This window comes from Streptomyces sp. NPDC032198 (assembly GCF_040636975.1).
Lineage (GTDB): Bacteria > Actinomycetota > Actinomycetes > Streptomycetales > Streptomycetaceae > Streptomyces.
In genome coordinates this window covers 706,068-720,867 of the sequence record NZ_JBEZVL010000001.1, presented here as the reverse complement: position 1 = coordinate 720,867, position 14,800 = coordinate 706,068, and the positions used below count along the sequence as shown (strand labels likewise).

Sequence of the window (14,800 nt, the reverse complement as noted above, 5' to 3'; positions counted from 1 at the left end):
GGACAAAAGGGCTGGTTAGGAAGTCTGCGCAAAAGCCGGTAGAAAGCGGTGTGGCCGCCAGGTGAAATGGAGGTGGTGCGCGTCTTACCCGAGGGCGTGAGTTCCGGGTCCGTACGGCGCACACCGGAGGCGGCGGCGAACTCTCGGAGCCGACCGGACGTTGGGACCGAGCAGAACCGAACAGAGACGACGAGCGGGGCGGGAGGGCCGACGGCACGTGGCGAACGTTGAGCACGGAGGACCGGGAAATGCCTTTGGGACGGGGGTGCCCGGCACACCGAGGACGCGGATCGGGGCGGCCCGCGTAGCCCTCTGGCTGATCGCCGCCGTACTCGCGGTACGCCAGGCGGCCGTCGTCCTGCGTACGCCGAAAGGCGAGCGGCTCACCGACCTGGAGACCTGGATCGGCCCGGACGGCGTCCTGCATGTGAACGGCTCGTTCTACGACGCGGACAAGTTCACCGGTACGCCCTTCGCCGGGCTCGTGCTCAAGCCGTTCTCCCGCGCGGCCGAGCAGGCACTCGGCTGGGGCTGGACGTTCGGCACGCTGCTCCTGGTCGTGGTCCTGGGCCTTGTCGTGGCCCGCGCCCTGCCGCAGCCCGTGGCCCGGCGCACCTCGCTGCTCGCCGCGCCCGTCGCGATCTGCCTCCTGATGCTGTCGCTCCCGGTGCGCAACACCCTGTATCTCGGCCAGACCAGCATCTTTCCCGTGCTCCTCGTCCTGCTCGGGTGCTTCGCCGTCCGGGGAGAACGCGCCAGCGGCATCCTGATCGGCATCGGGGCCGCGCTCCAGCCCACCCTGCTGCTGTTCGCCGCCCTCTTCTGGTTCACCGGCCGCAGGCGCGCCACGGCGTCCGCGGGCGCCACGTTCCTCGCCGTCACCGCGCTCGCCTGGGCCGCGATGCCGCACGACTCGTGGACGTACTGGATACACCACCTGGCGGGCGCGGGTCTCGGCGCGAGCCCGGCCGGGCTCGCCAACCAGTCGCTGCACGGCGCCCTGCTCCGGTTCGGCCTCGAAGGGCCGCTGGAGATCGGGTTCTACGTCACCCTGAGCGCGGTCGTCGGCTGGCTCGGCCTGCGCCGCGCCGTCCGGTACGCCAAGGACGGCCAGCTGCTGCTCGCCGTCGCCATCACCGGCTGCGTCGCCGTCGCCGTGTCCCCGACGACCTGGCAGCACCAGCTCCTGTGGGTGCTGCTCGCGGTGGTCGGCCGGGTCGGCAAGAAGCAGTCCGACCGGTACATGTGGCCGGTGGCCGTCGTCCTGGTGTCGACGCTGCCCGCGAAGATGATGCTGCCGAACATGCCGGTCGTGGAGCCCATCCGCGACAACGTCGTCCTGATCGCCGCGCTCGCCGCCGCCACGGTCGTACCGTTCCTGTCGCGTACGGCGGCGGAGTACCAGGCGCCCATCCCCACCGACTACGCCGCGCCTGTGCCCGCGCGCTGGAGCTGGGTGCCGCTGCTCCCGTTCTGGCGCCGGGTCACCACCCGCCCGAACCTCCTCCTCGAACTCCTCCTGATCCGCGTCGGCTACTCCGCTTACCAGCAGGCACGCCTCGCCGCGACGGGCGGCACCAACTCGGGCGGCCGGGCCACCGCCGAGCAGCACGGCGAACAGGTCTACGCGATCGAGCAGTTCCTGCACATCGACATCGAGCACTGGGTCAACCACGCGGTGGTGAAGGTCGACTGGCTCAAGGAGTTCTTCAACTTCTACTACACGTCGTTCCACTTCGTGGTCCCGCTGAGCGTCCTCGCCGTCCTCTACGTCCGGCGCCCCGCCGACTACCGCTGGGCGCGCTCGGCCCTCGGCTTCGCGACCGTCCTCGCGCTCGTCGGGTTCTGGCTCTACCCGCTGGCCCCGCCGCGTCTCATGCCGGACCTCGGCTTCATCGACACGGTCCACGGCGTACAGGACTTCAGCAAGCCGGAGTACGGCACGCTGACCGCGCTCACCAACCAGTACGCGGCGATGCCGTCACTGCACTTCGGCTGGTCGCTGTGGTGCGGTGTGGTGATCGTGGCCCTCGCGCCCAAGTGGTGGATGAAGGCGCTCGGCCTGCTGCATCCGCTGTGCACGGTCTCCGCGATCGTCGCCACCGGGAACCACTGGGTCCTGGACGCGGTCGGCGGCGCGACCGTCGTCGGCGCGGGCTTCGCCATCGGCCACCTCCTGGCCGGGCCCCGGGTGGGCCGCACTCTGAAGGTGGCCACGGGCGCGGAGCCGGTCATCGACATGTCGAAGGACTCGGCGAAGGACCGTACCCCGAGCTGATCCGGTACGTGCCGGGCGTGGGCACCGTGAGACGGGTGAACTCGCCGTGCCGCTTCAGGCAGGCTCCCTCCGCCCGCAGCCACGGCGAGTACACCAGGCGCAGCGTCACCGGCCCGCGCGTGGGCACACGGACCGTCAGGTCCGAGCCCGTCGCCCGCACGACGGTCGCCGGCCTCGACACCATCGGCACCGCGTTCTTCACCCGGAACACCCGCCAGTTCGCGTCCCGCCACACCGGCTCCAGCCACTCGGGGCCGCCGGTGACCAGGGCCGCCTCGTCCTCGGCGAACCCGTCCGGCTTGCCCGAGGGCAGCACCACATAGCCGACCGCCCACTTGTCCAGCCACGCCCGGTAGGTCGCGGCCGAGAAGGTCCCGTCGTAGAAGAGACGGCCGCGCTCGATGTCGAGCTGGCGGTTCCAGCCGCGCGCCATGTTCACGTACGGCGCCAGGGCCGTGGCCTCGCGGTGATTGCGGGCCGGGACCACCTCCACGCGCCCCCGGTCGGCGCCGAGCCGCTCCAGCTCCTGCACCACGCCCTGGGTGTCGGCGGCCCACTCGGGCACGGTCGTCGACACCGTCAGGTCGTCCACCGTCTTCTGCGTCACCCAGGCGGTGGACAGCACGAGGGCGACGATGAGCACGATGCGGCGTGCGCGGGTCAGCGCGGGCACCAGCAGGGCGCCGAGCAGCGCGGTGGGCGCGAGCAGCTCCGCGAGGCGCTCCACGTTCGTGCCGATCGGGGACGGGATGAGATACGTCAGGACCGTCCCGGCCGCGTACACGGCGGCCCCCCACCGCGGCACCCGCCACTCGCGCGGAGCCGCCACGATGAGCGCGAGGCTGAGGAGGACCGGCGGGAAGATCCGGTCGAACGGCATCAACTGCTCGCCGTTGAAGGGGAAAAGCACGGTGGTCGCCCCCACGACCACCACCGGCGGCACGATCAGCGCCGCGGCCCGCCCCCAGTCGCGCACGCAGAAGTAGGCCGCGCCCGCCACCACAAGGAAGAGCCCTGCCACCGGGCTGGACATGGTGGCGAGCGCCGCGCACACCACGGCGGCCCCCACACGGCGCTCCCGCACGAGCATCAGGCACGCGGCGAACCCGAAGGCGATGCCGAGTGCGAACGTCGTGCGCCCCGAGGCGACGTTGCACCACACCGCGAGCGAGGCGAGCACCGCGGGCCACAGCGGGCGCCGAAGCCCGGTGCGTTCGACGAGCGCGGCGACCAGCCAGGCACCGGCGACGCCCGACACCACCGTCACCGTCTTCACGCCCACGGCGGCCATCAAGTAGGGAGAGATCAGGCTGTAGTTGGCGGTGTGCATGCCGCCGTACCAGAAGAGGCCGTACGCGGACGCCCCGTGCTCGGAGGCGAAGCGCGCCCACGCCTCCTGGGCCGCCAGGTCGCCGCCGCCGGTGGCGAGGAACGCCGCCCACACCGCGTACAGCGGCAGGGTGGGCAGGGTGGCGAGGAGCGGGATCCGGTTGCGCCGGCAGAACTCCCGGAGGCTTCCCTTCCGCCCCGTGGGTGTGCTGCTGTCCGACGGGGCGAGAGGAAGACCGGCGGAGACCACGGCAACCGTTTCCGTTCGAAGTCTTGGAGAGGCAAGGTTTGCTTCTCAAGACGCGTTAGGCAACGGGAACGTTGGCTCAGGCCACCTGATGGCCGGATATTCAGCCTGATGGCGCAGAGGTGACCTGCAGGTGGCCCACAGGTGGCGCACGGGGCTGTGGGCGGCCCGGGGAGGCCCGGGGGAGGCAGGGGCAGGGCGTAGGAGGGAGTTGTCCCTGCCTCCCTGGCCAACAGGTCAGCCGGTGCTGACCTGCAGTTCCTTGACGCCGTTCAGCCAGGCCGAGCGGAGACGGCGGGGGTCGGAGACGAGCCGCAGATCGGGCAGCGCGTCCGCGATGGCGTTGAAGATGAGGTTGATCTCCAGGACCGCGAGCGACTTTCCGAGGCAGAAGTGCGGGCCTCCGCCGCCGAATCCGAGGTGGGGGTTCGGGTCGCGGGAGATGTCGAACTTCTCCGGCTCTTCGAACACGTCGGGGTCGTTGTTGGCCGAGGAGTAGAAGATGCCGACGCGGTCGCCCTTCTTGATCTTCGCCTCGCCGATCTCGGTGTCCTGGGTGGCGGTGCGCTGGAAGGAGACGACGGGGGTCGCCCAGCGCACGATCTCCTCGGCGGTGGTGTCCGGGCGCTCGCGCTTGAAGAGTTCCCACTGCTCGGGGTGGGTGAGGAAGGCGTGCATGCCGTGGGTGATGGCGTTGCGGGTCGTCTCGTTGCCGGCCACCGCGAGCAGGATGACGAAGAAGCCGAACTCGTCGGAGGAGAGGTTGCCTTCGTCCTCGGCGGCCACCAGCTGGCTGACGATGTCCTTGGCCGGGCACTCCTTGCGGGCGGCGGCGAGATTCATCGCGTACGAGACGATCTCCATGGCCGCCTCGGCGCCGACCTCCTCGGTGATCGCGTACTCCGGGTCGTCGTAGGCCGCCATCTTGTTGGACCAGTCGAAGATCTTCGTCCGGTCGTCCTGGGGGACGCCGATGAGCTCGGCGATGGCCTGGAGGGGAAGTTCCACGGCCACGTTCGTGACGAAGTCGAAGGATCCGTCGGCCGCGGCGTTCGCCCGGGCCGTCTCGACGATGGAGCCCGCGCGGTTGCGCAGGGCGTCCTCCAGGGAGCGGATGGCGCGGGGGGTGAAGCCGCGCTGCACGATCTGGCGGACCCGGGTGTGCTCGGGCGGGTCCATGTTCAGCATGATCAGCTTCTGGACCTCGATCTGGTCGCGGCTGATCGTCTCGTTGAAGCGGATGACCGCGGTGTTGAGGTTGGAGGAGAACAACTCCGGGTGCGTGGAGACGTACTTGACGTCCGCGTGCCGCGTGACGGCCCAGTAGCCCGAGTCGTCGAAGCCGGAGATGCGCGGCGGCTGGGTGATCCAGCGCACCGGTTCCGTCTGCCGCAGCTGGGCGAACTCCGGGTGGGGCACGCGCTCTTGGAGCAGGTCGGGGTCGGTGAAGTCGAACCCGTCGGGCAGCGCTGGACAGGGCATCGGCAACTCCAGGAGTTCAGTTCTGGGTTCTGAGTCTCGGTTCGGGGTCCGGGCTCCTGATTCTGACGGTCCATCAGGAGATGCCCCGCAAGGTAGTAACGGGTTCTACAAGAGGCAAGGCCCTCGACGGCACGGCTTTCGTGCAGGTAGTGCGCAAGGTGCGTGCAAGCCCCTTGCGGTGCCGGGGTCGCGCTCAGCAGACTGCATGCAGAACTAGAACGCGTACTAGTTCTCCGCGTGGGTGCCGGGACACTCCCGCGGGATGTGGATGGAGAGGACGCCCATGGCCGCGGAACCTGTCATCGTCGAAGCCGTACGCACCCCCATAGGTAAGCGCGGCGGCGCGCTCGCCAATCTCCACCCCGCCTATCTGCTCGGCGAGACCTACCGCGAGCTCCTCGGGCGCACGGGCATCCACGCCGACTGCGTCGAGCAGATCGTGGGCGGCACGGTCACGCACGCCGGGGAACAGTCCATGAACCCGGCACGCACGGCCTGGCTCACGATGGGTCTTCCGTACGAGACCGCGGCGACGACCGTGGACTGTCAGTGCGGCTCGTCGCAGCAGGCGAGCCACATGGTCGCCAACATGGTCGCGGCCGGTGTCATCGACGTCGGCATCAGCTGCGGCGTCGAGGCGATGTCGCGGGTGCCGCTGGGCTCGGGCTCCAAGCACGGTCCCGGCAAGCCGTTCCCCGAGGAGTGGAACGTCGACCTTCCCAACCAGTTCGAGGCGGCCGAGCGGATCGCCCGCAACCGCGGCCTCACCAGGGAGAACGTCGACTCGCTCGGCCTCATCTCGCAGGAGCGCGCCGCCACCGCCTGGGCCGAGGAGCGCTTCAAACGCGAGACCTTCGCCGTCCAGGTCCCCACGACGGAGGAGGAGCAGTCCGGCGGGCAGGGCATGTGGCGGCTCGTCGACCGGGACGAGGGGCTGCGGGACACCACGATGGAGGGCCTTGAGCGGCTCAAGCCGGTGATGCCGACCGCCGTGCACACCGCGGGGAACTCCTCGCAGATCTCGGACGGCGCGGCGGCGATCATGTGGGCGTCGAAGCGGATGGCGCGGGCCCTGAAGCTGAAGCCGCGCGCGCGGATCGTAGCGCAGGCCTTAGTGGGCGCCGATCCGCACTTCCATCTGGACGGCCCGATCGACGCGACGCGGGCGGTCCTGGGCAAGGCGGGGATGTCCCTGAAGGACATCGACCTCGTGGAGATCAACGAGGCCTTCGCGTCGGTGGTGCTGAGCTGGGCGCAGGTCTTCGAGCAGGACCTGGAGAAGGTGAACGTGAACGGGGGCGCGATCGCCATCGGGCACCCCGTCGGGGCGACCGGGGCGCGGCTCATCGCCACCGCCCTGCACGAGCTGGAGCGCCGCGACAAGGAGTTCGCGCTGATCACGATGTGCGCGGGCGGCGCGGTGGCCACGGGGACGATCATTCAGCGGCTGTGAGCAGTCTGCTTCCTGCTGCTTCCTCGCGTACGCCGAAGCGGCTCGCGTATGACGAAGGCGGCTCGCGTACGACGAAGGCGGCCACCCCTGGAGAGGGGTGGCCGCCTTCGGGTGACTCGGGGAGTCCTGTCGGCTCAGTGCTCAGTGCTCAGTACGAGCCGTTGGCCTGCCAGTGGTTCCAGGCGCCGACCGGGCTGCCGTAGCGGTCGTTCATGTAGTCGAGGCCCCACTTGATCTGGGTCTCGGGGTTGGTCTTCCAGTCCGCGCCGGCCGAAGCCATCTTCGAGGCGGGGAGAGCCTGGACCAGGCCGTAGGCGCCGGAGGAGGAGTTCGTCGCCTTCGGGTTCCAGCCGCTCTCGTGCTCGACGATCTTGCTGAACGCCTTGTACTGCGCGGGGTCCGGGATCATCTTCTTCGCGATCGCCTGCGCCGAGGAAGGAGCCGCAGCGGGGGCGGCGGCCGGAGCGGCGGCCTTCGCAGCGGTGGGGGCCGCGGCCTGGGCCGGACCCGCCATGAACACCATGCCGGTCGTGGCGGCGGCCAGAGCGGCACCGGTGAGGGCCTTCTTCGGGGTGGCGATACGGCGGAGGAGCGTGGCGGACAAAGCGTGGCCTTCCGTGGGGGACATGGTGTCGCGGGCATGCCGTGGGCCACGGGGGTGTGGCTGAGGGAATGCGTCGGGCCGGTGGCCTTGAGGCCGGAAGCGCCGTGCGACTCGATCCAGAGAAGCAGGGCCGCAACGCCTCCGCAATGACCCCTTTTACTAGTGGATGTCGCATGTGTGCGGAAGGTCCTTCGTGTGACGTGGCTCTCAATCGCCAGGTCGGAAGGTGTTTTGACGCGTCCGCGTCATAAGGGATGATCTACGGCCCTGCTTCGTAGAGGACCTTGGTCCTGTGGGCCGCCTCACCTCGCTGGGACCTCCATGTAACGGAGAGCCCACGGCCGCCTACGCCTTCGGGCCCTCGAATGTGACCTGGGCCTCGAAGGCGGCACGGCGCGTGGCCCGGCGCAGCGCCTTCAGGACGGCGGGGCCGAGGGCAAGGCTCAGCAGGACGGTGACGACGGCCCGGGGGAGGTCCCAGCCGAGGGAGGTCGCCAGGCAGTACGCGATGAAGCGGCCGAGGTTCTCGCCGACGGGGTCACCGGGCACGAAGGAGACGCCGGTGGCGAGGCCGCCGAGGTAGGGCCAGCCCTGCAGATTCATGACGGTGCCGTAGAGGACGGACGAGACGGCCCCATAGGCGGCGAGCAGCCACAGCTCGCGCTTCCCGCGCAGGGAGTCCGCCCCCGGCAGCAGCCCCGCGCCCATGCAGACCCACCCCATGGACAGCATCTGGAACGGCATCCACGGCCCGACGCCACCGGTGAGCAGCGCGGAGGCGAACATCGACACGGCACCGAGCACGAAGCCGAACCCGGGTCCGAGCACCCGCCCGCTGAGCACCATCAGGAAGAACATCGGCTCGATCCCGGCCGTCCCCGCGCCCAGCGGCCGCAGTGCGGCACCGGCGGCGGCGAGCACCCCGAGCATCGCGATGGCCTTGGCGTCGAGACCGACGTCCGCGATGGTCGCCACGACCACGGCGAGCAGCAGCGGCAGCAGGGCCGCGAACAGCCACGGCGCGTCCTGGGCGTGCGCGCTCAGCTCCGATTCGCCGCCCGCGATGAGCGGCCACCCGAAGGCCACGACACCGACCGCGCTGACGAGCGCGAGGGCGCCGACGGAGCGCGGGCCCAGGCGGATGGGGCGGGCCTGGCGGGCCACGGGGGAGCTGCTCACGCGGCCCCACCCCCGGCGTCCAGCGCGTCCCGTACCTCCGTGACCGTCAGCCACTTCTGCGGGGCCAGGATCTTGGTGGTCTGCGGGGCGAAGGACGGGGAGGAGACCACGATGTCCGGGGTCGGGCCGTCGGCGACGATCTCCCCGTCGGCGAGGATCGCCACCCGGTGGGCAAGTTCCGCCGCCAGTTCCACGTCGTGCGTGGCCAGGACGATGGCGTGCCCGTCGGCGGCGAGGCCGCGCAGGAGCGTGACAAGACGGGCCTTGGCCGCGTAGTCGAGGCCACGGGTCGGCTCGTCCAGGAGGAGCAGGGGCGGTCGGGCCGTCAGGACGATCGCCAGGGCCAGGGTGAGGCGCTGGCCCTCGGAGAGGTCGCGCGGGTGCGTGTCGTCCGCGATGCCGGGGAGCAGCTCGGTGACCAGGGCGCGGCAGGTGCCGGGGTCCGCCGCCGCGTCGTGGTCGGCCGCCGCGCACTCGGCGGCCACCGTGTCCGCGTAGAGGAGGTCGCGGGGCTCCTGGGGGACCAGGCCGACGTGCCGGATCAGCTCGCGCGGGCCGGTGCGGTGCGGGATCGCGCCGCCGACGCGGACCGAGCCCGCCGCCGGTTCGAGCAGCCCCACCAGGGTCGAGAGGAGCGTGGACTTCCCGGCGCCGTTGCGTCCCATCAGGGCCACGGTCTCGCCCGCGCGGACGGTGAGGTCCACGCGGCGCAGGGCTTCCACACGGCCCCGGCGCACGGCCAGACCGGAGACGCTCGCGGCTGCTTCGGGCGCGTCCGCCTGCGTACGTCCACGGAACCGGGCCCAGCGCGTCGCCGGGCGCGCGTCGGGGCGCGGGACGGCGGCCACCTCCCGGGGCGCGGCCGTGGCCAGGCGTTCGCGCAGCGCGCCCGCCCTGCGCCGGGCGTCCCGCACCGTCAGCGGCAGCGGGGACCAGCCCGCCAGGCGGCCGAGGCCCACCACCGGCGGATAGACCGGAGAGCGGGCCATCAGCGATGCGGGGTCCCCGAGCACGGGCGGCTCGCCCGGCGCCGCGAGCAGCAGCACCTGGTCCGCGTACTGCACGACCCGTTCCAGGCGGTGCTCGGCCATCAGGACCGTCGTGCCCAGGTCGTGCACGAGGCGCTGCAGTACGGCCAGGACCTCCTCGGCGGCGGCCGGGTCGAGGGCGGAGGTCGGTTCGTCCAGGACGAGGACCTCGGGGTGCGGGGTGAGCACCGAGCCGATGGCGACGCGCTGTTGCTGGCCGCCGGAGAGCGTGGCGATGGGGCGCTCGCGCAGATCGGCGAGGCCCAGCAGATCCAGGGTCTCCTCCACCCGGCGGCGCATCACGTCGGGGGCGAGCCCGAGCGACTCCATCCCGTACGCCAGCTCGTCCTCGACCGTGTCCGTCACGAAGTGCGAGAGCGGATCCTGGCCCACCGTGCCGACGACATCGGCGAGTTCACGCGGCTTGTGCGTACGGGTGTCGCGCCCTGCCACCGTCACCCGGCCCCGCAGCGTGCCCCCGGTGAAGTGCGGGACGAGCCCGCTCACCGTGCCGAGCAGCGTCGACTTGCCGACCCCGGAAGGGCCGACGAGGAGGACCAGCTCGCCCTCGGGCACGGCGAGATCGACCCCGCGCACGGTGGGCCCGTCGACCCCTTCGTACGTCACGGAGACATCCTCGAAGCGGATCATGAGGGCTCCTTGGAGCGAGCGGGGGCGCGGACAGGGGCGGCGGAATCGGCGGGCACCGGTGCCACGAAGGCGGGCAGCAGTCCGACCAGGACGGCCGCCGCGGGCCACAGCGGCAGCGTCGGCGCCGTCAGGGGGACGACTCCGGGGTGCAGGGCGGACGCGTCGTACGAGGCGGCCCAGATCGTCAGGCCCGCCACCGCGATCCCCGAACCGGCGACGAGCCAGGCGCGCACGCCCCAGGGGTCGGGGCGGTAGCGGGTGCGCACGGAGCGGCGGCCGCCGAGGCGCAGTCCGGCGAGCGCGGCGAGCAGACCGGCGGCCAGGACGGGCAGGCCGTAGCCCGTGCCGTCCGCGGAGAGCAGCCCGTACGTGCCCGTGCAGACGCCCATCAGGCCGCCGAGCGTCAGGACAGCGGTTGCTCTGCGCACCCCGGCGGGCACCGGCGCGCTGCGGCCGAAGCCCCGCGCGTCCATCGCGGCGGCCAGGGCGACCGACCGCTCCAGGGCGCCCTCCAGGACCGGGAGTCCGACCTGGAGCAGCCCCCGGATGCCCCGGTCCGCGCGCCCGCGAAGGCGCCGCGCGGCCCGAAGCCGCTGCACATCCATGATCAGGTTCGGTGCGAACGTCATCGCCACGACGATGGCGACGCCCACCTCGTACAGCGCGCCCGGCAGCGACTTGAGCAGCCGCGCCGGACTGGCGAGGGCGTTCGCGGCGCCCACGCAGATCAGCAGACCCGCCAGGCGCACCCCGTCGTAGAGCGCGAAGAGCAGCCCCTCGGCCGTCACCCGGCCCCCGATCCGCACGCCCTTCGCCCAGTCGGGCAGCGGCACTTCGGGGAGCGTCACGATGACGTGCGTACCGGGGATGGGGGAGCCGAGGACGACGGCGAAGACGAGCCGGATCGCGATCACCACGAGACCCAGCTTCACGAAGGCGCCGTACGACCGCGCCCACGGCGCCGACGTCCTGCGCGCCGCCACCACATAGCCCGCGACGCCGATCAGCATCCCGAGCAGCAGCGGGTTGGTGGTGCGGGACGCCGCGACGCCGAGCCCGAGCGCCCACACCCACCAGGCGCCCGGGTGCAGCGCGTTGCTCCGGTGCGCCTCGGGGGCGAGGCGCCGCCGCAGCGCACCGGGAGCGGTGCTCGGGTGATCGGTCATCGTGCGGTCAGCCGCGTCGGCGGCGTGCCTGCCAGACGGCGGCGCCGCCGAGCAGGGCGATGGCGGCCACGCCCGCGATCAGACCGACGGAGGGGCCACCGGAGTCGCCGTCCTCGTCGCCGGCCGTGCTCCGGGCCGGCTTCTTCCCGGAATCCCCGTTGCCCGAGACCTGCTCGCCGCAGCCCGACTTCGGGAAGTCCGCGATGGCGCACAGCAGGGCGTTGCTGTCGTAGCGCAGGGGCTTGGCGACCGCGGCCAGCGCGTCGGCGCTGGTCGCGTCGTCCGCGATCCGCGCGCATGCGGTACGCGGCTTCGGCGGGGTCTCGCCCTCGGGGGCGTCACCCGGTGTGCCGAAGTCGATGACCAGGGCGATCCGCTTGCGGTCGTCCTGGGCGGGGGTCTTGGCGCAGATGGTGTCGAAGTCCGCGGCGCCGCGCGGCTTCGCGGAGTCCTTCGAGTCGGCGGACACGGAGAACCGGAAGCCCTGCACGGCCCCGTCGTCGGGGCGTGCGGTGCTCGGCCCCTGGGTCGCGTACGCCCAAGTGGAGCCGTCCCGGTCCCAGAAGGACCAGTAGCGGTAGCCGGCGGCCTGGGCGGGGGCGGCGGCGAGGACGCCGGACAGGGCGGCGACGAGCGCCCCGGTCACCAGGCGCCCGCACCGCACGCGACCCCGCGTCACGGCTGCTTCTTCTTCTTGTTGCCGCTGTACAGGAAGCCGATGCCGGCACCGGCGACCAGACCGACGCCGATGATCCACCAGACGCTGACGCCGCTGCCGTCGTCGCTGTCCTTCTTCTCGTCGGCGGCCTCGGTCGCCTGCGGGGCGGGGCCGGTCGCGTTCAACTGCTTGACCAGGTCCGCGCCACCGAAGTCACGCGCGTCCAGGCCCGAGGCGTGGGCGGCGAAGATCAGCTGGGCGTACGCGGCCGGACCGGACTTCTTGGCCCAGTCGGCGGAGTTCTTCGACAGCCACTCGGCGGACTTCTTGGCCTGCTCCGGCTGGCCGGCCGCGGCGAGCGCGAGCACCGAGTCCGCGGTGTTGCCCAGGTCGGGCATGTTCTTGGCGCCGGGCATCGACGACATCAGGTGGTCGTCGCCCTTGGCGAGGGTCTTCAGGAGGTAGCCGGTGCCGTTCGAGGCCGCCTGCTCGGCGGTGTCCGCCTTCTCGCACTTCGGGGCGGCGGTCTTCTTCCCGGCGGCGTCGACGACCAGGCCCTTGCCGTGGGCGCCGAGCACACCGGCCGCCGTGGCGTCCGCGTTCGGCGAGAGCTTGCCGGACTTGGCGTCCGCGAGGCCGAAGGCGCCGCCGTCCTTGTCACAGCTCATCGAGAGGGCGGGCAGCGCGTCGTAGGGGGACTTGCCGCTCTGGGCCTTCACCGACTGCGGCTTCTCGCCCGCCGCGGCGAGGGCGCCGATCACGATGCCGGTGGAGTTGGCGTCGGAGGCCATGCCGGGGCTGTAGCCCCAGCCGCCGTCCTTGTTCTGCACCGACTTCAGCCAGTCGACGCCCTTGCCGACCGACTTCTTCTGACCGCCGAGCGCGGCCAGGGCCTGCACGGCGGATGCGGTCGCGTTGCTGTCGAACGTCGTCTTGGAGTCGCACGGCTCACCCGCGTCGGCGCGGTACGCGGCGAAACCGCCGCTCGCGCACTGCTGCCCGGTGAGCCAGTCGACGGACTTCGCGGCGGGCTTCACACCGGCCGAGTCCTGGGCGAGCAGGGCGTACGACTGCCGGAACACCCCGTCGAACTTGGGGTCCGCGTCTCCGTAGAGGCCGGAGGGGAGGGCTGCGGAAGGCGACGGGGACGCGCTGTCCGCGAAAGCGGCCGGGGCGGCGGCCGAACCGATCACGGCGACGGCGGCCAGGACCGCTGCGCTGCGGCGAACGTTCATGATGCGGCGGGTGCCTCTCCCTGCGGGGGAGCGGGGCAGCACGGGCGCGTGCGGGCACGGGCACCGGGCGGCTCCGGCTCCGTATACCTCGACGGTGCCGTTCATCGGGGGCCCCGATGAAGCGAGCCGGTCATGCTCGGTACCGGGCATTCCGGCTCACCGCTGGACGCGGTACACGGCTGCGGGTCAGCGCCGGATTCGCACCGGCTTTCCCCCGTACGGGCATGATGACGACGGGGTCACTCTACCGGCCCGTAGGGGGGAGCGGTCCGGGGCGCCCGCCTCCCGGGCCGCAGGTCACACCGCCCGGTAGCGCACCGGATCGTGGCCGACCGCCTCGGCACGCCCCAGCTTCACCAGGCGCCGCACATGGGCCTCGGCCTCGGAGACCGCGATGTTCCGCGAGCCGTAGCGGATCTGGGCCCAGGGGCGGTTCCACTCCATCTGCTCGGCGAGCTGCCAGGGCGTGAGCGGCTCGGCCAGGAGGGCGAGCAGGTCCGTCAGGCGCTCCTCGTGGTGGGCCAGGATCTCCCGCACGCGGGCCGGGGCGTCGGCGAACGCGTACTGGTGGGCCGGAAGGACCTCGGCGGGGCCCAGGCGGCCGATGCGCTCCAGGGAGTCGAGGTAGTCGCCGAGGGGATCGGTGACGGTCTCGTCGTCGGGGTCCTCGTACAGGCCGATGTGCGGGGTGATCCCGGGGAGCAGATGGTCGCCGGAGAACAGCCGGCCGTGGCCCGGCAGCCGCGCCGGGTGCTCCTCCTCCAGGTGCAGGCAGACGTGGCCCGGGGTGTGGCCGGGGGTCCAGATCGCGCGGAGCCTGCGCCCCGGCAGTTCGAGGAGCTCGCCGGGGGTGATGCCGCGGTCGGGGAGCGCGGCGGCGAGGCCGGGCAGCCGGGGTGCGCGGCCCGCGTCACGGGCCGCCACCAGGGGGGCCAGGTGGTCGGCGGGGGCACCGGCGGCCGTCAGCTTCTCCACCATGTAGTCGAACCAGCGCTCGGGCGGCCCGGTCCGTGTGCGGCGGACGACCGACGCGTCCGCCTCGTGCATCGCGATCCAGGCGCCGGAAGCCTCGCGGACCTTGGCGGACAGGCCGTGGTGGTCGGGGTGGTGGTGGGTGATGACGACGCCGTGCACCGCGTCGGCGGACGTGCCGCAGGCGGTGAGGCCCTCGGCGAGGGCGTCCCAGGACGTGGGGTCGTCCCAGCCCGTGTCGATGAGGACGGGACCGGCGTCCGTGTCCAGGAGGTGGACCAGGGTGAAGCCCAGGGGGTTGTCCGGGATGGGGACCTTGATGCTCCACACGCCGCCGCCGTGGTCGGTCGCCTTCGGATCGGTCACCTGCGTCATCGGGCACCCTCGTCTCTCGTCGGCTGCACGGCCACGACCACGGCCGCCGTCACCATAACTAGAACTAGTTCCAATGATCGCCCAAGTCGACTGTTTCGACAGGCTACTTGCATCTTGCTCTCCGTGGACTACTGGAACTAGAA

General features: G+C 72.0%; 11 protein-coding genes and 1 riboswitch. Of the genes, 2 read left to right on the top strand and 9 right to left on the bottom strand.

Annotated elements, in window-relative coordinates; genetic code table 11:
* Positions 1–265 precede the first annotated feature (265 nt).
* Positions 266–2,278, top strand: a complete 2,013-nt coding sequence (locus tag AB0E78_RS03385; protein ID WP_361827591.1) for a bifunctional glycosyltransferase 87/phosphatase PAP2 family protein — start codon at positions 266–268, stop codon at positions 2,276–2,278.
* On the opposite strand, the gene AB0E78_RS03380 is transcribed toward AB0E78_RS03385, so the two are convergent.
* Both AB0E78_RS03380 and AB0E78_RS03375 read right to left on the bottom strand, forming a co-directional pair.
* A complete protein-coding gene (locus AB0E78_RS03380; RefSeq protein WP_361828502.1) occupies positions 2,232–3,764 on the bottom strand; it encodes a hypothetical protein in 1,533 nt (510 codons plus the stop codon). The genes AB0E78_RS03385 and AB0E78_RS03380 overlap by 47 nt on opposite strands.
* A gap of 327 nt (positions 3,765–4,091) precedes the next feature.
* Positions 4,092–5,336 carry a cytochrome P450 gene (locus AB0E78_RS03375; RefSeq protein ID WP_361827588.1) on the bottom strand — a complete coding sequence of 415 codons (1,245 nt, stop codon included), beginning with the start codon at positions 5,334–5,336 and terminating at the stop codon, positions 4,092–4,094.
* A gap of 283 nt (positions 5,337–5,619) precedes the next feature.
* On the opposite strand from AB0E78_RS03375, the gene AB0E78_RS03370 reads away from it, so the two are divergent.
* Positions 5,620–6,789: a steroid 3-ketoacyl-CoA thiolase gene (locus AB0E78_RS03370; RefSeq protein WP_361827586.1), complete on the top strand. Its 1,170-nt coding sequence runs from the start codon at positions 5,620–5,622 to the stop codon at positions 6,787–6,789.
* Positions 6,790–6,937: 148 nt separating this feature from the next.
* On the opposite strand, the gene AB0E78_RS03365 is transcribed toward AB0E78_RS03370, so the two are convergent.
* The 7 genes from AB0E78_RS03365 to AB0E78_RS03335 form a co-directional block, all read right to left on the bottom strand.
* Positions 6,938–7,393, bottom strand: coding sequence for a transglycosylase SLT domain-containing protein (locus AB0E78_RS03365; RefSeq protein WP_361827583.1), 456 nt, complete (start codon positions 7,391–7,393; stop codon positions 6,938–6,940).
* A gap of 345 nt (positions 7,394–7,738) precedes the next feature.
* Complete coding sequence (locus tag AB0E78_RS03360) at positions 7,739–8,572, bottom strand: ECF transporter S component (RefSeq protein ID WP_361827580.1); 834 nt, start codon at positions 8,570–8,572, stop codon at positions 7,739–7,741.
* Positions 8,569–10,251: an ATP-binding cassette domain-containing protein gene (locus AB0E78_RS03355; protein ID WP_361827577.1), complete on the bottom strand. Its 1,683-nt coding sequence runs from the start codon at positions 10,249–10,251 to the stop codon at positions 8,569–8,571. The genes AB0E78_RS03360 and AB0E78_RS03355 overlap by 4 nt, the downstream gene beginning before the upstream one ends.
* A complete protein-coding gene (locus AB0E78_RS03350; RefSeq protein ID WP_361827575.1) occupies positions 10,248–11,417 on the bottom strand; it encodes an energy-coupling factor transporter transmembrane component T in 1,170 nt (389 codons plus the stop codon). Before AB0E78_RS03350 ends, AB0E78_RS03355 begins: the two co-directional genes overlap by 4 nt.
* Positions 11,418–11,424: 7 nt before the next feature.
* Positions 11,425–12,096, bottom strand: a complete 672-nt coding sequence (locus AB0E78_RS03345) for an SCO2322 family protein (protein ID WP_361827573.1) — start codon at positions 12,094–12,096, stop codon at positions 11,425–11,427.
* The gene (locus tag AB0E78_RS03340) at positions 12,093–13,310 is read right to left on the bottom strand and encodes a prenyltransferase/squalene oxidase repeat-containing protein (protein WP_361827571.1); all 1,218 of its coding nucleotides are present in this window, start codon (positions 13,308–13,310) and stop codon (positions 12,093–12,095) included. The genes AB0E78_RS03345 and AB0E78_RS03340 overlap by 4 nt, the downstream gene beginning before the upstream one ends.
* 123 nt (positions 13,311–13,433) lie before the next feature.
* Positions 13,434–13,568, bottom strand: a riboswitch (cobalamin riboswitch).
* Between the two features lie 39 nt (positions 13,569–13,607).
* Positions 13,608–14,657, bottom strand: coding sequence for an MBL fold metallo-hydrolase (locus AB0E78_RS03335; RefSeq protein WP_361827569.1), 1,050 nt, complete (start codon positions 14,655–14,657; stop codon positions 13,608–13,610).
* Positions 14,658–14,800 lie beyond the last annotated feature (143 nt).